Source organism: Paraburkholderia solitsugae (genome assembly GCF_013177695.1).
Classification (GTDB): Bacteria; Pseudomonadota; Gammaproteobacteria; order Burkholderiales; family Burkholderiaceae; genus Paraburkholderia; species Paraburkholderia solitsugae.
Genome location: NZ_WOEY01000089.1, coordinates 19,052 through 35,968 on the forward strand (window position 1 = coordinate 19,052; position 16,917 = coordinate 35,968).

14 protein-coding genes and 2 pseudogenes are annotated in these 16,917 nt (G+C 62.4%); 6 read left to right on the forward strand and 10 right to left on the reverse strand.

The window, feature by feature from the left end:
- Positions 1-52: 52 nt before the first annotated feature.
- From GNZ12_RS22490 to GNZ12_RS22525, 8 genes are all read right to left on the reverse strand, one after another.
- Positions 53-1,123 carry an IS30 family transposase gene (locus GNZ12_RS22490; RefSeq protein WP_172313789.1) on the reverse strand — a complete coding sequence of 357 codons (1,071 nt, stop codon included), beginning with the start codon at positions 1,121-1,123 and terminating at the stop codon, positions 53-55.
- A gap of 142 nt (positions 1,124-1,265) precedes the next feature.
- Positions 1,266-2,135 (reverse strand): alpha/beta fold hydrolase, encoded by an 870-nt coding sequence (locus tag GNZ12_RS22495; RefSeq protein WP_172313791.1) that lies wholly within the window; start codon positions 2,133-2,135, stop codon positions 1,266-1,268.
- An 81-nt stretch (positions 2,136-2,216) separates the two neighbouring features.
- Positions 2,217-3,452: a 3-(3-hydroxy-phenyl)propionate transporter MhpT gene (mhpT, locus tag GNZ12_RS22500; RefSeq protein WP_172313793.1), complete on the reverse strand. Its 1,236-nt coding sequence runs from the start codon at positions 3,450-3,452 to the stop codon at positions 2,217-2,219.
- 116 nt (positions 3,453-3,568) lie between these two features.
- On the reverse strand, positions 3,569-4,585 hold the full coding sequence (gene dmpG / locus GNZ12_RS22505; protein WP_172313795.1) for a 4-hydroxy-2-oxovalerate aldolase: 1,017 nt from the start codon (positions 4,583-4,585) through the stop codon (positions 3,569-3,571).
- A gap of 13 nt (positions 4,586-4,598) precedes the next feature.
- A complete protein-coding gene (locus GNZ12_RS22510; RefSeq protein WP_172313797.1) occupies positions 4,599-5,540 on the reverse strand; it encodes an acetaldehyde dehydrogenase (acetylating) in 942 nt (313 codons plus the stop codon).
- 24 nt (positions 5,541-5,564) lie between these two features.
- Positions 5,565-6,374: a fumarylacetoacetate hydrolase family protein gene (locus tag GNZ12_RS22515; protein ID WP_172313799.1), complete on the reverse strand. Its 810-nt coding sequence runs from the start codon at positions 6,372-6,374 to the stop codon at positions 5,565-5,567.
- A gap of 19 nt (positions 6,375-6,393) precedes the next feature.
- On the reverse strand, positions 6,394-7,344 hold the full coding sequence (locus GNZ12_RS22520; RefSeq protein ID WP_172313801.1) for a 3-carboxyethylcatechol 2,3-dioxygenase: 951 nt from the start codon (positions 7,342-7,344) through the stop codon (positions 6,394-6,396).
- 1 nt (position 7,345) lies between these two features.
- Entirely contained in the window at positions 7,346-9,208 is a 1,863-nt protein-coding gene (locus GNZ12_RS22525; RefSeq protein ID WP_235993844.1) for a bifunctional 3-(3-hydroxy-phenyl)propionate/3-hydroxycinnamic acid hydroxylase, read from the reverse strand.
- Positions 9,209-9,330: 122 nt separating this feature from the next.
- On the opposite strand from GNZ12_RS22525, the gene GNZ12_RS22530 reads away from it, so the two are divergent.
- Positions 9,331-10,143, forward strand: coding sequence for a DNA-binding transcriptional regulator (locus GNZ12_RS22530; RefSeq protein ID WP_172313803.1), 813 nt, complete (start codon positions 9,331-9,333; stop codon positions 10,141-10,143).
- A 16-nt stretch (positions 10,144-10,159) separates the two neighbouring features.
- Here GNZ12_RS22530 and GNZ12_RS22535 read toward each other — a convergent pair.
- A pseudogene (locus tag GNZ12_RS22535) lies at positions 10,160-10,396 on the reverse strand (sigma factor-like helix-turn-helix DNA-binding protein); the annotation flags it as partial.
- Positions 10,397-10,464: 68 nt separating this feature from the next.
- Here GNZ12_RS22535 and GNZ12_RS22540 point away from each other — a divergent pair.
- The 5 genes and pseudogenes from GNZ12_RS22540 to GNZ12_RS22560 all read left to right on the forward strand — a co-directional run.
- A pseudogene (locus tag GNZ12_RS22540) lies at positions 10,465-10,686 on the forward strand (glycerol-3-phosphate responsive antiterminator); the annotation flags it as partial.
- A 25-nt stretch (positions 10,687-10,711) separates the two neighbouring features.
- Entirely contained in the window at positions 10,712-11,020 is a 309-nt protein-coding gene (locus GNZ12_RS22545) for a putative quinol monooxygenase (protein WP_172313805.1), read from the forward strand.
- On the forward strand, positions 11,020-12,180 hold the full coding sequence (locus GNZ12_RS22550) for an iron-containing alcohol dehydrogenase (RefSeq protein ID WP_172313933.1): 1,161 nt from the start codon (positions 11,020-11,022) through the stop codon (positions 12,178-12,180). Before GNZ12_RS22545 ends, GNZ12_RS22550 begins: the two co-directional genes overlap by 1 nt.
- 270 nt (positions 12,181-12,450) lie before the next feature.
- Positions 12,451-14,268 (forward strand): collagen-like triple helix repeat-containing protein, encoded by a 1,818-nt coding sequence (locus GNZ12_RS22555; RefSeq protein ID WP_172313807.1) that lies wholly within the window; start codon positions 12,451-12,453, stop codon positions 14,266-14,268.
- A 78-nt stretch (positions 14,269-14,346) separates the two neighbouring features.
- Positions 14,347-15,615 (forward strand): isoprenylcysteine carboxylmethyltransferase family protein, encoded by a 1,269-nt coding sequence (locus GNZ12_RS22560; RefSeq protein ID WP_172313809.1) that lies wholly within the window; start codon positions 14,347-14,349, stop codon positions 15,613-15,615.
- A 231-nt stretch (positions 15,616-15,846) separates the two neighbouring features.
- Here GNZ12_RS22560 and GNZ12_RS22565 read toward each other — a convergent pair whose 3' ends face one another.
- On the reverse strand, positions 15,847-16,725 hold the full coding sequence (locus tag GNZ12_RS22565) for an EAL domain-containing protein (RefSeq protein WP_172313811.1): 879 nt from the start codon (positions 16,723-16,725) through the stop codon (positions 15,847-15,849).
- Between the last annotated feature and the right edge of the window lie 192 nt (positions 16,726-16,917).

Below are 16,917 nucleotides of genomic sequence, written 5' to 3' on the forward strand. Positions count from 1 at the left end.
GAGACCCGCTTAAGAATTAGCGGTTTGAGCCGCTTTCTTTTGCCTGGCGGTTTCAAATACCAAGTGCAACAGCCGGGTCGATAACAATTCCTTGCCTTGCGCAGTTTTCAATGAAGGCTTCTCCAGGCCTGCGCCAGCCGAGCGTTTTTCGAGGTCGCCGATTCAGATTCAGCGCGATCGCATCAAGCTCGCGCTGCGAGAACTTCGACAGGTCTGCTCCTTTGGGCAGAAACTGGCGCAGCAACCCATTGGTGTTCTCGCAGATTCCGCGTTGCCAGGGGCTATGCGGATCACAGAAGTAGACCTTGATACCTGTGGCCTCTGCCAGCTTCTTATGTAGCGCCATTTCCTTACCCTGATCGTAAGTCAGGGTCTTGAGCAGTTCCGCATCAAGCGGCGCAAATGCCGCGCTGTACGCCTTCAGCGCGGCCTCAGCGGTGCTGTCTTCCATCTTCACCAGCATCACGAACAGCGTGCTGCGATCGATCAGCGTGCCCACGGCTGAACGGTTGCCCGCACCCTTGATCAGATCGCCTTCCCAATGCCCCGCAATCAGCCGCTCATTGGCCTCCGGAGGCCGGATATGGATACTAGCCATATCGACCAGCTTGCCGCGCCGGTCCTCGCCTCGCGTGCGCGGCTTGCGCGTGCTACGCCCCTGTCTTAACAGGCCCACCAGTTCGCGCTTGAGCTCGCCGCGTGGCATGGCGTAGATGGCGTTGTAGATGGTTTCATGTGAGGCGTTCAAGGCAGCTTCGTCTGGATGGGTACGTTTGAGCTCGGCAGAAATCTGTTCGGGAGAGTGGCACTCGTCCAGATGCTGACGCACTTCAGCCCACAGGGCGCCTTCAGGCTGGAGCTTGCGCTCGCGGCGCGGCTTGTGGCGAAGCTGCGCTGCCCTGCGTCCGGCGGATGTTGCATTGTATCCACCCGCAACCGGGGGCCTGCCCAGCGCGCTGCGCTCGTGCTTGGGCTTCCAGTTATTGCGCCTCAACTCCCGACTGATCGTGCTGCGCGAGCGCTGCAAAGCGAGCGCAATCTCGCTTGATTTGCGGTTCTCCATCTTCATCGCAAAGATCACGCCGCGCTCTTCGGCGCTCAGATGTTCGTATATTTTTCCCATGCAACGCATCCTAACTGAAGCTGTTGCACTTGTATTTTGAAACCGCCCCGCACAGGGGCGACGCTAATAGTCCAATATCAAATCAAGGAAAGGCCAACGCCATAGGCGAACAAAAAAACCCGCCCCCGCGAGGCCCCCACCTTCACCCTCTCAAAAACTCCGCAACCATCCGGTTAAACCTCTCAGCATGTTCCCACTGCGCCCAGTGCCCGCAGCGTCCAAACACATGCAGATCGGCATTCTGCATCCCCGCGACTAACCGCAACCCCACATCCATGGGCACAAACCGATCATCTCGCCCCCAGATAACAAGCGTCGGCGCCGCAATCTCACCAAGCCGATGACCAAAATCATTAAACTGCTTCGGATTAGCCGCCAGGCTCTTAACAAAGTTTTCCAGATGATCACGCCGCGCGAGCATATTCTCTAGCCGAACCTGCATGAGATCGTCGGTCAGCGCCTTCGTATCGAACACGAACACATTCATCATGCGCTTGAGATTCTCGATCGTCGGCTCGCGATACAAGCCTTGCAGCAGTTTGATCCCTTCAGTCGGCATGGGAACGAACTGGCTGGGGCCACCGGTCCCACCTCCCATCAATACCAGCTTACCAACCCGCTGCGGATGAGCCAGCGCAAACGCCACCGCGCTATGCCCCCCCATCGAGTTCCCGATGATATGTACACGCTCAATAGCGAGTGCATCGAGCAACCCCAGCAACGAGCGCGCATTGAGTTCCGAGCGCGAACCCTCGCACACAATCGGATCACTCTTCCCCCACCCCAAACAATCCATCAAAATGACCCGATACCCCGCGGCGACCAGCGGTTCGACATTGCGATTAAAATTCGCCCAGCCGCTCGCGCCCGGTCCCGAGCCATGCAGCATCACAACCGTCTCCGCGCCCTGCCCCACGTCGTTGTAATGCAATTGCACATCGCGCTCGCCTTCCTTGATACGCACGAACTTGCTGGTCGACGCTTCGGTGAATGCCGGTACATTTGAGTCCACGTTGAATTCCTTTTTCCGAAAATAGAATGAGTTGGCCGCAGGCCGTGATCGACAACAAGCCTGCGCATGCAATCCGCAAATCTACTGCGCGGTCGCCGGCGCATAGATAGACGCAGACTTGCCGACCACCAGCCATGCCGCGACCGCCGCAATCGCGATCAGCGGAATGCTCGCGCTCAACAACACGGTGGCGCTTTGCCCAATTGCGAGCAGCTGGCCGGCGATCAGCGGTCCGAGAATCGAACCCATGCGCCCCACCGCGACTGCCGCGCCCACACCCGTACCGCGCACTTCGGTCGGATAGATGCTGCTCGCAAGCGCATACAGCACCGACTGTCCACCGACAAGAAACAGACCCGCCAGCAATCCGCCCCACGCCATCGATGTGCCGCCGCTCGCACCCACGAGCGCGGCCAGCGCCACCGCAATGCCCAGATACATGCCGGCCACTGTCCGGCGGCGGCCAATCCGGTCCATCATGCTGGCGATCACAATCGCGCCGATCCCGCCGCCGATGTTGAACATCATCTGCACGACACCCGACTGCACTCGCGTGAGGCCGCGACTCAACACCAGCGACGGCAGCCAGTTGATCAGGAAATACAGCACGATGAGCGTACCCAGATAGCTGATCCACAACGCGACGGTCGTCCCGGCGCGCCCTTCTTTCCACAGCGCCTGAGCAACGCCAGGCGACGCCTCGCGCAATCGGCCGGGATTCGAGCGCGCCTTCACGAAATGCGCCGACTCCCGCATGAACATCGCAAGCAACGGCAGCACCAGAAGCGGCCCGACGCCACCGACATAAAAGATATGCCGCCAGCCTGCATCGCCGGGACTGACAATGCCGATCACCGCTGCCAGCGCCGCGCCGAACGGCATGCCGCAATACATCGCGCCGACCGCGGTGTTGCGCTGATCCAGCGGCGCCGCTTCCGCGCACAGCGCGATCAGATTCGGCATCGCAGCGCCGAGGCCTAACCCCGTCAGAAAGCGCGCCGCCAGCAGGCTGTGGAGATCCCACACCTGCGTGGTCGCAATCGAGAAAATGCCGAACAGCGCCACCGAAAGCATCAGTACGCTCTTGCGGCCCAGCTTGTCGGCGAGACGTCCGCCGATCGCCGCGCCGGGCAGCAGTCCGAGCGCGCCGATGCTAAACGCCCAGCCCATCTGCGCGACGGCCAGATGAAACTCGCGCGCCATGCGCGGCGCGGCAACGCCGGTGGATTGCAGATCCAGCCCCTCCAGCAGAGCGACGATGAGGCATAGCCCGACGGTGACGGCACCGTGGGTCCGAGTGTTCGTTGATCGCTGCATAAAAGTCTCCAATGTGTACTCCGCATCGCTCTTGATGGCGATCATGCTGTGGTGGTGTGGACGTCGCCCGGATTGCCCAGCGCAACCGGGCGACGTCAGGTCCTGGCAGGAAAGCGCTATTGGCCCGCCGCCCGCTTCAGATCCAAAGCGACGTCGACGATCATGTCCTCCTGACCACCGACCATGCGCCGGCGGCCCAACTCAACCAGGATATCGACGGCCTTCAGTCCATACTTCTTCGCGGCGACTTCGGAATGACGCAAGAAGCTCGAATACACACCCGCATAACCCAGCGCGAGCGTCTCGCGGTCCACGCGAACCGGGCGGTCCTGCAAGGGCCGCACGATGTCGTCGGCGGCATCCATCAACGTGTAAAGATCGGTGCCGTGATTCCAGCCGGCACGCTCCGCCGCAGCGATGAACACCTCGAGCGGCGCATTACCGGCGCCCGCGCCCATCCCGGCGAGACTCGCATCGATGCGCTCGCATCCTTCTTCCACCGCGACCAGCGAGTTAGCCACGCCCAGACTCAGGTTGTGATGCGCATGCATGCCGGTCGTCGTCTCCGGCTTCAATACGGCCTTCAAGGCACGGAATCGCGCGCGTACGTCGTTCATGTTCATCGCGCCGCCCGAGTCGACCACGTAGATACACGTCGCGCCGTAGCTCTCCATCTTCTTCGCTTCGACCGCCAGGTTCTCAGGCGTGGTCATGTGGCTCATCATCAGAAAACCGACCGTGTCCATGCCGAGTTCGCGGGCGTATTCGATGTGCTGCTTCGAAATGTCCGCCTCGGTGCAATGGGTCGCCACGCGCACGATGCGCGCGCCCGCCTGGTACGCGGCCTTCAGATCGTGGATCGTGCCGATACCCGGCAGCAGCAGCGTCGCGATCTGCGCATGTTTCACCACGTCGGCGACCGCCTCGATCCATTCGAGATCGCTATGTGCGCCGAAGCCATAATTGAAGCTCGACCCTTGCAAGCCGTCGCCATGCGCGACTTCGATGCTGTCCACCTTGGCCTTGTCGAGCGCACGCGCGATCCGCTGCACGTTGTCGATCGAATACTGATGGCGGATCGCGTGGCTGCCGTCGCGCAGCGTCACGTCAGAGATAACCAGTTTCTTGTCCATGCGAAAAGTCTCCTTAAGCCTGCACGAGCGATTGCGCCATGCGCTCAGCGGTCGCGAGCGCGGCCGAGGTCATGATGTCCAGATTGCCGGCATAGGCGGGCAAGTAGTGTGCGGCGCCTTCCACCTCGATGAACACCGAGGTTTTCAAACCGCTGAAGCGGCCAAGGCCCGGAATAGTCAGCGGTGCATCGGCGGGGATCACGTCGAACTGCACCTTCTGCTTCAGACGATAGCCCGGCACATACGCGTGCACCGCCGCGGCCATCGCTTCAATCGAGGCTTCTACATGCGCCTGATCGGCGAGTTCGGAGAGCACGTAGACGGTGTCGCGCATCATCACCGGCGGCTCGGCCGGATTGAGCACGATGATGGCCTTGCCCTTCGCCGCACCGCCGACGGCTTCAATGGCCTTCGAGGTGGTTTCGGTAAACTCATCGATATTCGCGCGCGTGCCGGGACCCGCCGATTTGCTGCTGATCGACGCGACGATTTCCGCGTAGTGCACCTTCGCCACACGCGACACCGCGGCGACCATCGGAATCGTCGCCTGCCCACCGCAGGTCACCATGTTGACGTTGCGGGCGTCGATATGCGCGTCAAGGTTCACGACCGGCACACAGTACGGACCGATTGCCGCCGGCGTCAGGTCGATCAAACGGATGCCGGGCTTCAGCGCACGCAGGAACGCGTCGTTCTTCACGTGCGCGCCCGCCGAGGTCGCGTCGAATACGAAGTCGATTTTGTCGAACACCGGCAGGCGTGTCAGTCCTTCGACGCCCTCGTGAGTGGTCGCCACGCCAAGGCGCGCGGCGCGCGCGAGTCCATCGGAGGCTGCGTCGATGCCAACCATCGCCGCCATTTCCAGATGCTTGCTGTTGCGCATGATCTTGATCATCAGATCGGTGCCGATGTTGCCCGAGCCGATGATCGCGGCCTTGTGTTTTTCGCTTGCCATGTCAGTCCTCAATCGAGTGCTTGCTTATGCGGAGAAAGTCGCGCGGACGCTGCCAAGACCGTCGATCTGCGCGCTGAAGGTGCCGGGTTGCGTCACCGCAACCATCGGACCGAGGGCGCCTGTCATCAGAACGTCGCCGGCCCGTAGCGGCGTGCCGAGCCGGACCATCCGGTCCGCGAGCCACGCCGCGGCGTTGAGCGGATTGCCCAGACACGCGAAGCCGTTGCCGCGCGACAGCACCTCGGCTTCGTTCGATAGCGTCATCGCGCAGGCGGCCAGATCGATGTCGCGCAGCAGCACCGGACGGCTGCCGAGCACAAAGCACGCGCTCGACGCGTTATCCGCGACCGTATCGACGAAGCGGATATTCCAGCCTTCGATGCGGCTGTCCACGACTTCGATCGCCGCTACCGCATAGGCCGTCGCACGAATCAGATCGGCGTAGGTGTGTTTGTCGTGCGTCAGGTCGTGCTCGAGCACCAGAGCGATTTCTGCTTCGACCTTCGGCTGGATCAGTTCGCCGAGCGGAATCGGCTGGTTGTCGCCGAAAGCCATCGAGGCGAATAGCGCGCCGAAGTCCGGCTGATCGACACCAAGCTGGCGCTGCACCGCTGGCGAAGTCAGCCCGATCTTGCGGCCGACGATGCGCTCGCCGGCCGCCTCGCGCGCCTGAACATTGAACTGCTGCACGGCGTAGGCGAGATTGGCGGCCTCAACAGCATTGGCGGCTTGTGCGAATTGCCGGTCGTCGCGCAAAGGCGCAACGGTCTGACGCGTGCATTCGGCATCGCGCAGCCGCAGGGCCATCGCTTCAACATTGCTTTGCTTGATCATGGCGTGTTCCTGGATTCTGTTAGACGGTTTCGGCAACAGGCCGCGCGTGCATCGCGCCGAAACCTGCGATCCACTCGGGGATCGGCCGGTAATAGTCGAGCGTCGCGCGATACGGGCCGTACGCACTCAGTGCGCCGAATGCCGCGACCCATGTGCGAATCTCGTGAGCCGACTTGCCGGCGTCGCGCGTGATCGCGTTGTCGGTGAGGCCATCGAGCGCGGTCAGTTCACCCTCTTCGAGCAGCTTCAGGAATGCGCGGTCCCACTCGGGATTGAGCGGATGCAAACGGCTGTCGCCCGAGGCGAATGCACGTGCCGCGGCCACCGTGCGCGCCTCGCGCGCGGCCCGCGATTCCGCCGAAGGATTGCGTCCGGCGATGAGCCGCTCCGCGACTTCATCGTTGGCGCCGGCCAGCTCCGGCACCGGCGGCTCATGCGAAATGCCGCCTGAACCGATCACCAGGACACGCTTGTTCGAACGTGCAAGCGCACGGCCGAGTGCATCGCCGAGCAGACGCGCGCGACGGCATGACGCCATCGGCGCCGCAACCGAATTGATGAAAACGGGGACCACCGGATAGCGATCGAGCCCGCCTGTGAGCAGGTCCAGCGCTTGTGCGCAGCCGTGATCGACCTGCATGCGGTACGAGACTGCCACGTCGACATCGCTGGCCAGCACGGCTTCGGTGAGTTCGAGCGCTGTGTCGGCCGGCACCGCGAGCGGCCCGGCGAGGCTCTTGAAGTCGCCGATCGCACTCGCCGACGCGCCGATGCAAAACGGTGGCATCACGTCATAGAAGAAACCGTTGTAGTGATCCGGCGCGAACACCACGACCAGTTCGGGATCGAAGCCGGCCACGCGTGCTCGCGCCGCCGCATGGACATGCGCCACTTCAGCAACGATTTCCGGCGCGGGGTCGTAATAGCCGGTGAGCGGCGTGTGTGAGAGGCATTCGAGGAGCATCGGCATGTCAGGCTCCCGTGGCGAGCGCGACACCGCTTTCTTGCATAACGGTCGTGCCACGCGCTGAGCTTCGTGCCGCGGGCGTCTCCGTTTGCCGGCCGGCAGGCTCTAACGCCAGCTTGCAGGCTAGATCGCCGATGCGCGCCGAGACCTCCTGCGGCGTGCACATGCCCGCAACAAACCGATCCGGGCGCAACAGTACGACAGATTCGGGCACGCGCGCAAACCACTCTTTCATGCGGCCGTTCACGTCGCCGATAGCGATCACGCCGTCGGGCACGTCATCGTGAAAACCGAGTTGCGTGTCGGGTTTGGCGAGCACGAAACAGCCACCCAGCCGCTGCCAGATTTCACGCGCTGCGGGCGTCAGGCCGAAGGTCGGATCGGAACCCCAGCCGATGACGGCGAAGCGATTTCCCAACACATCGTCGAGACGCACCACATTGCCGTCCACCGTCCGCACGCGCGGCTGGATGAACATGCGGCCCACCGGCGAATGACACAGCGGATCGCGGCCGTAAACGAGGCGGCCCAGCAGCGACTCACGCTTCTGACTCATCAGTCCGAGCAATCGTCCCGGTGCGGAATGACCCGAACGTTCCAGCACGCGCGCGAGAAAACCATGCTTGCGGGGACGCTCGGCCAGCAGCACCACGCCTGCTTCGTAACGCGGCATCGGCTTGAAACGCATTTCGACGAAGTAGCGTTTCACCGCCGGAAACAGATTGAAGGTGCGCACGAAAGCGTCGCGGAACTTGATGCCCAGGCGGCTCGTCGGCGCGAAAATGTCGCCGGCCACCTCCGATAGATGAATCATCGAGCGGGCATGCGCGCGGCGCTCCGCTGTATAGGTGTCGAGCAACGCGTCGCCGGCAAGCCCCTTGACCACCATCGCCAGCTTCCAGCCGAGGTTGCTGGCGTCGCGAATGCCGCTGTTGTAACCCTGCCCTTGCCAGACCGGCATGATGTGCGCGGCGTCCCCAGCCAGCAGTACGCGGTTCATACGAAACGTATCGGCGAGCCGCGCGTTGTGGGTGTAGACGCGCTTGCGGATGTAGTCGACCTGTTCCGGATCGGCCACCACCTTGCGAATCAACGCAGCCATGTTTTCCGGCTTCGACAACGCTTCTTCAGTCTCGCCCGGCATCACCATGAATTCGAAGCGGCGAATACCGTGCGGCAGAGCCGCCGACACATAAGGCCGCTTCGGGTCGCAATGCATATAGACATGCGGCGAGCCGATCGGGTCATTACGCACATCGACCACGATCCATTGATTCGGCTTCGTGCGGCCCTCGAACGGCACGTTGAGCATACGGCGCACGAAACTGTTGCCGCCATCCGCGCCGACCATGTATGACGCGCGAATCGTGCGGCGTCCGTCTCGTATGTCTTCGGCTTCGATCGTGACGCCCGTGGTGTCCTGGGTGAAGGCGCTCAGGCTGTGCCCGAACAACACCTCGACATGCGGGAAACGGCTCAGGCCTTCATACAGCACGCGATCGGCCAGCGGCTGAATGAACGCATTGCGGCGCGACCAGCCGAACTCGTCGGTACGCGGTTCGATCGACGCAAAACAATGGCCCGTGTGCGTGACGAAACGCATCCAGTGGTCAGGCGTGGTGTGGGGCAACAAGGCGTCGACCAGGCCGACCGACTGGAACACACGCAGCGCTTCGTCATCGAGACCGATGGCGCGCGGATAATCGATGATCTGTTCGAGCTTTTCCACCAGCACGACGCGCACGCCCTGCAAGCCCAGATAGTTGGCGATCATTAAGCCAACAGGACCGGCGCCGATAATCACCACGTCGGCGGACACGGTCTCGCGACGCGCCTCAGTCGGTACAGGGTCAAGAGTGGGGGGCATGCTGTCTCCTTTCTTGCTGAATCGTTTGATCTGACCGCAGTCTAGGACTCGCCACCTCGCTCTCTCAACATTTTGTGAAAATTGTGCATACAATGCACATGACTGATTTAAAAGGTTTTTTCGTGACTAAATACACAAGCGTACGCGGCCTATCGCGCGGCCTGCAGGTGCTTCAGGCGCTCAATGCAATGGACAGCGGCCGCGCCACCAGCCAGCAGATCAGCGACATGACGGGCTTGCATCGCACCACCGTGCGGCGGCTGCTGGAAACGCTGATGGAGGAAGGTTTCGTGCGGCGCAGCGTGTCGGACGACAGCTTTCGTCTAACGCTTCAAGTGCGCGCACTGAGCGAAGGTTTTACGGACGACGAACGAATCGCGACGATCGCGCCGCCGATCATGGGACGGCTATTGCAGCGCGTTGCATGGCCCTCGGATCTCACCACGCCGGACGGCGACGCGATGATCATCCGCGAGACGACGCACCGTTTCAGTCCGCTTTCGTTTCACCGCTCGATGGTCGGCCGGCGCTTGCCGATTCTGCTGACGGCGGCCGGCCGCGCGTACTTCGCGATGTGCCCAGAAGGCGAGCGCGAGGACATCCTTGACTTGTTGCGTTCCGGCGCGGGCGGAGACGAGCAGAAGGCGATTGCCTCCAGCGACGCATTGATCAAAAACCTGGTGCGGCGGGTACGTGCGGACGGCTTCGGCTCCAATCACGGCGACTGGGCCGCGCAAAGCAAGATCGGCGCGGTCGCCGTCGCGATCGTGTCGCAAGAGCGTGTGCTGGCAAGCCTGAATGTGGTGTTTCTTTCACGGGCCGTGACGCTCGCGGACGCGAAACGGCGCTATGTGCCCGAGCTGCAGAGCGCAGCGCGGGAGATGGTAGAGACGCTTGAGGCAGAAGTTCCCGCAGGCGGGGCTAGCAAAGCTTGAGCGGCACAGGCGCTTTTTATCGCCGGCGGGCGCGGCCGCTGCAGAACGCGGGATCGGTCGCGCCGCGATTGCCGGCGTCGACGCATTCGGCGCAATGCTTCTCGGCGTCGCGCACCATGCAATGCACTAGCGTTTGCGAAACGTCGAGTGCGCGTGCCGTGCTTTGCAGCGTTTCCTCGCGCAAGCGCACCATCTCGAACGCCGCGCGGCTGCGCGGCGGCAATTGCTCGAGCGCGTTGTAGACGTGCCGTAGTGGAAATCCCTGCCCAACTTCAATCTGTCCCGCTCAATCTTTCCCGCTCGATTCTCTTCGTCCCAACGCGCAGCGTGAAGGCACTGGAGCAAAGCGATCCGAATCTGGTACAACTGATGTTTGCGCCGATGCTCTCGCATCTGTCCGCGCAAGACCGCAAGGCTTTGCCGCCGATCGTCGCCTCGGGCTTCGTCTGCAACAAGGGCGACGTGTTCGATGCGCTGAAGAACGGCGCCGTCGCGGTATCCACCAGCGACAGCGAATTGTGGAATCTGGATCCTGAACGTTGAAGGTCCCATCTTGTTGGAGTCATCGATGGCTAGTGCTTACCTGCAGGTGATCGCGCATTATTTCGCCAAACCCGGCACCGGCGACGCGATTGTGAAGCCGCTCACGGAACTCGCGGCGGCGACCCGCGCGGAACCCAAAAATCTCTACTACGAATTCTTCCGTTCGCCGGTCGATCCCGACCACTTTGTGATTCTCGAACAGTACAGCGACGCCGATGGCCTTGCGGTGCATCGCGATACGCCGCACTTCCAACGCCTCGGCTTCGGCACCATCATTCCGCTGCTCGACCGGCGCGAAGTCACGAGCCACATGGTGCCCGGGGACGCAGCATGATGAACGCGTTCCGGTTTCAAACCGTGCCGACAATGGTCGTCGAGTTCGGCGCGGCGCGCCGCCTCGGCGCTTTGTTGCGCGCGCAATTTCCGTCGCTCACACGCCTGTGCGTGGTGACGGATGGCTTTCTTCACAAGAGTGGGCTGCTGAATCCCGCGCTCGACGGTCTCGCGGCGCATGGCTGGAATGCCACCGTGATCGACGACGTGATTGCCGATCCGCCCGAACACATCGTCCTCGAAGCCACGTTGCGCGCACGTCAAGCCGGCGCGGAAATCGTGCTGGGACTCGGCGGCGGTTCGTCGATGGACGTTGCGAAGCTGATCGCCGTGCTGGCTCCGCAAGATCAGCAAGCGCTCAGCGAGATGTACGGTGTCAACAAGGTCACGGTGTCACGCTTGCCGCTCGTGCAGATGCCGACCACCGCGGGCACGGGCTCCGAAGTCACGGCCGTGTCGATCGTGACGGTGGGCGAGGCAAAGAAGATGGGGGTGGTCGCGCCGCAACTGGTCGCTGACCTGGCGATTCTCGACGCGGAACTCACGCTCGGGCTGCCGACTGCCGCGACCGCGGCCACCGGCGTCGACGCGATGGTCCACGCGATCGAGGCGTACACCTCCGCGCATCTGAAGAACCCGGTGTCCGACATGCTGGCGGTGAAGGCGCTCGAGCTCCTGTCGCGCAATCTGTTGCCCGCGTGCGAGAACGGCCAGAACCGCGAGGCGCGTGAAGCGATGCTGCTCGGCGCGGCGTTCGCCGGTCAGGCGTTCGCCAATTCGCCGGTGGCCGCGGTCCATGCGCTCGCGTATCCGATCGGTGGCATTTATCACGTCCCGCACGGTCTTTCGAATGCGCTCGTGCTGCCGCACGTGTTGCGGTTCAACGCTGAGGCAGCGGCGCATCTGTATGCGGAACTCGCGGACGTGGTCGTGCCCGGCATGACGGGCAGTGCCGAAAGCAGGACGCTGGCGTTGATCGAACGGCTCGAACAGATGATTGCCGCGACCGCGATTCCAGCCCGGTTGCGCGATGTCGGCATCGAACGTAGCGGGCTCGAGCGGATGGCGAGGGACGCGATGTTGCAGACGCGTCTTCTGGTGAATAACCCTCGGCCTGTTACTGAGGCCGATGCGTTGGCGATCTATACCGCTGCGTTTTAATCGGCGCGGGACGTAAGCGGGGGCGCGAGAGTCGCTGCGGTGTTTGGCGGCCGCCCCGCGCCGTTACGCTCACTGGACGCGTTACGTAGCACGCATGTGGAACATAGCTTGGCCACCTTAGACAGAATCGTGTTTTTGACGCGACAAATTCCTCGCATAATAATTATCTTAACTATATATTCTATGAATATTTAAAATTGAGCTACAACTAGCACCTGGCGTATAACTTGCAGCGTGAGCCCCCGCCAATAGTCGTTCAACGGGGACATCATGCACACATTCGCCGGTCGCACAGCCATCGCTGTTGCGACGTCAGTTTTACTCGCGCTCTACGGTTGCGGATCCACTATCACTCAGCCCGGCAGCGGGCTTGGTGGAGGCGGACTCGGCGGGATTTCGGGTTCCGGCACATCTAGTGGCGGGGGCACTTCGGGTAGTTCGGGCACTTCGGGTAGCTCCGGCACTTCGGGTAGCTCCGGCACTTCGGGTAGCTCCGGCACTTCGGGTAGCTCAGGTACGAGCAGTTCGGGCACCTCCAGCTCCAGCAGCTCGGGCACCTCCAGCTCCAGCAGCTCAGGCACCTCCAGCTCCAGCAGCTCAGGCACCTCCAGCTCCAGCAGCTCAGGCACCTCCAGCTCCAGCAGCTCGGGCACCTCCAGCTCCAGCAGCTCGGGCACCTCCAGCTCCAGCAGCTCGGGCACCTCCAGCTCCAGCAGCTCAGGCACCTCCAGCTCCAGCAGCTCGGGCACCTCCGGCGCCTCTTCCACGCCGCTCGGCAACGTCGTCACCCAAGGCGGCAACCTCCTCACGGCCGTGGGCACGACCGTCGCTGATACGGGCTCCAAGATCACCGGCACCTCGATCCCCGGCGTCAACGGGGCAACGACTGCGAATCTCGGCGCTGCAATCACCGATCTCGGCAACGGCGTCAATGTGCTCGGCAATGGCACCGCCGCAGGTCTGGGCACGCTGGGCAGTTCGACCAATCCGCTTGGCCCGACCCTGACCTCCACTTCGGGTCTCGTGACCAACGCAGGGGCGGCCGTTACTGCCGTCGGCGGCGTGGTGACGAGTCTCGGAACCAGACCTCTCGCGCCGCTCGCCCCCGTCACATCGACCTTGGGTACGGTTGTCGCCGGTGTGGGCGACGGCGTCGTCAAGCTTGGCTCGGGATTGAACTCGGCGCTGACCAGCGCGCCGGTTCAACAGGTCGAGACGCAACTGAGCACCGTCATCAACCCGATCACGCTCATGGTCTCGAATACGACGCAGACCATCGGCAACACCACGGGCCTCGGAGCGCCGCTCAACGGCTTGCTGAGCACCGTCGGCAACGGACTCGATTCGGCCGGTCAGAAAGTGTCGGGCGCAACCGGTGATCAGGTGGGTAAAGATGTCGGCGGCATCGTGAGCCAGTTGGGCAAGACGGTCACGAGCACCGGCGGACTGCTGACGGGCGCGACGACCAATCCGTTGGCGCCGATCGCCGGCCTGCTGGGCCCGCTTGGCGGTCTGGGCGGAACCGGCGGCGGCATCGGCATCCCGCCGCTGACCGGCCTGATCGGCAACCTCGGTTCGCTCGGTGGAACCGGTAGCACCGGCAGCCCGCTCGCGCCGATCACCGGACTCCTCGGTGGCTTGAGTTCGCTCGGCGGCACTTCCAGCGCCGGCGGTCCGCTCGCACCGGTCACCGGACTTCTCGGTGGCTTGGGTTCGCTTGGCGGCACTTCCAGCGCCGGCAGTCCGCTCGCACCGGTCACCGGATTTCTCGGCAGCTTGGGTTCGCTTGGCGGCACTTCCAGCGCCGGCGGTCCGCTCGCACCGGTCACCGGTCTCGTCACGACGCTGACCTCGACGCTGAGCGGCGCCGCGGGCCAAAGCTCACCGCTCGCACCCGTCACAGGCCTCGTCACCACGTTGACCTCGACCGCCAGCGGCGCGGCTGGCAAGACCTCACCGCTCGCGCCGGTCACCGGCCTCGTGACGGGCTTGAGCGGCAGTGCGGGTAGCGGGTCGACCAGCACGAATCCGCTCGCGCCGGTGACGAACCTTGTCACCGGATTACTGGGCGGCGTCGCCGGTAAATAAGCGGCAACTCGGCAAAGCGGCCGGGACTTAAAAAATCAAAAGCCCGGCCGCTATCTATGTCATGAATACGAGGATGACATGAACTCCACTTTCGATAACGTAGCGCACGTAGAAGAACAGCGGCCGCGTTCGGCGACGCCGTTTTCCGTGGGCTTGCTTGGCATCGTCGTCGGCCTTCTGACGCTCTGGCTGCTACGCGACAGTACCGCGCTGGACGGCGCGGGCCGCAGCACCGCCGCATGTCTCGCGATCATCGCGACGATCGCCGTCTACGAGCTGTTTGTCGCGCGCGTGTATCTACGCCCAAGCGCCGGACTGACCGGCCAGGCGGTTCGGCCGCTCAGTGTTGCGCGCGTGGGTTTTCGCCTTGCCGCTCTGGCTTCCGTGTATACGGGCATCGGCCTGCTCTACTGGCTGCTGCCCGAGTATCACGGCACGTTCTATAAGCCGTTCTGGTCGCTGATCGGTACGCTCGCACCGTATCTGATCGTGGCCGCGCCATTTTACTTTGCGTGGATGGACCGGCGTCAGCGTGAAACCGACGATGCCTATATGGCGTGGGGCCGCCTGGTGTTTCGCGGGCAGCGCCCAGCCAACTGGAAGCCCGTGCGTGAAATGCTGGCCGGATGGATGGTGAAAGCGTTCTTCCTGCCGCTGATGATCACCTATCTTTCCACCGATGCGGACCATATCGGCGCATCGCTCGTGAACGCCATGAACGCGCCGTTCTCGCTTGCGACGTTCAGGTTCATGTACGACCTGTCCTTCACGATGGACCTGATGTTCGGCACGGTAGGTTATCTGTGCACACTGCGCATTCTCGATACCCACGTGCGCAGCGCGGAGCCGACCACGCTCGGCTGGCTGGTTGCGCTGGTCTGTTACCAGCCATTCTGGTCGCTGATCTCGAGCCAGTACATCCACTACGAGGGCTCGTTCTTCTGGGACAACTGGCTAATATCCGTACCCATTGTCCGAATCATCTGGGGTGCCGTGATTATCGCCCTGGTCTTCTGCTACGCGCTTTCCACCATCGCGTTCGGATTGCGGTTTTCGAACTTGACCAATCGCGGCATCATCACCTCGGGCCCTTATCGCTTCACGAAGCATCCCGCCTACATCACGAAGAATCTTTCGTTCTGGATGGTCTCGGTCCCGTTCATCGAACCGTTGGGCTGGCAACGCGCGCTCACGCACTGCTTCGCGCTGGCAGCCGTGAATCTGCTGTATTTCATGCGCGCTAAAACCGAGGAACGGCATCTGATGAACGATCCTGACTATCGGGCTTACGCTGAATGGATCGCGAGGAACGGATTATTCGCCAGAATCGCACGCGCGTTTCAATGAGGTGTTTATGCTACGAACGCGGTAGAGCGCATTTTATTGCAGCGCACCATTCATCAACGGCGTGAGAACCGTGATAGGTATTTTTTACCACCGGTAATTTCCGGGGCCGGTGAAAGCAGATGAGAGCGCTCGTTGAGTGAAAGGCACGACCAGGCGCAATGCTCAGCGAGCAACGGGTGCTTGTATCAACGACATTGCACCCAGGACGTTACGTAACGTCCGGGGCCGTGCTCACGATTCGCGACTTAACGCCAGCACATTGGCTAGCCCAGCCTTCGGGCGGGAGAACAGGAAGCCCTGCGCTAACGCTTCCGGCCATGCGCTCAACCATTGCAGCTGTGCTTTGGTCTCGACGCCGTTCGCCACGACCTGGACGTCAAGCGCATGAAGCAGATCCAGTAACGCCGACATCACCACGCAGGCACGAGGATCGCGCGGCACCGTGGCCATCAGTTCAGGCGCAATCGTAACGGTGTCCACATCGAGTGCGCCGAGTAGTGCGAGCGAAGACGTGCCGTTGCCCCACTTACCCAGCGAGATGCCGGCACCCGCCGACCGAAGGCCGGCAGTCAGAGTCCGCAAAGACAGGAGACGTGCCGCGTCAGCGCTATCGGGCACTTCGATCTCAAGCAGGTTAGCCGGCACGCCATACGAGCGTGCGATGCGCGCGAGGTCGCCGGCAAACGATTCGAGCATAGCCACTTGCTCGGGCACCGTGATCGCGACCGGCAGCAGCGCTATCTTCGAGGAGAGGCAGTCGCGCAGTTCGCGGCACACCCCGTCGATGACGAACAAGGCCATCTCCAGCGCGACCTGCGGGTGCTCGAGCGGCATCATGAAAATGCCAGGAAGCAGCAGCCCATAGTCGGGATGCGTCCATCGGACCTGTGCTTCGAGGCGCGTCAGCGCTCCGCTTGCCGCGCGATAGGCGCCTTGAAACACGAGATGAAATTCACCCGCGAGCAAACCTTCTCGGACTCGGCGTTCGAGTTCGCTCAGCGCCATGGCATCGTCGCGCGAGTCGTCCCAATCGGTCTGCTCAACGCATGCGGTACGCGTGCCGAACGTAGTTGCGAGCGATACAGGCTTTTCATAGTCGAGCGTTAGCATGGCATAAGCGTGTTTTTTTAACCCCGCTAACGTATGCACATGCCGTGCCAAGTAACGCGTCCGCTGCACAACCAAACAACCAAGATAGCTGACAAACCCTTCTGGGCAAAGGTTTTGGGCGAGACAGTTAAATATTTCGAAGCGTCACTTTCGTCGCCAAACACGTATTTTGAACGCGAACGTTACGTAGCG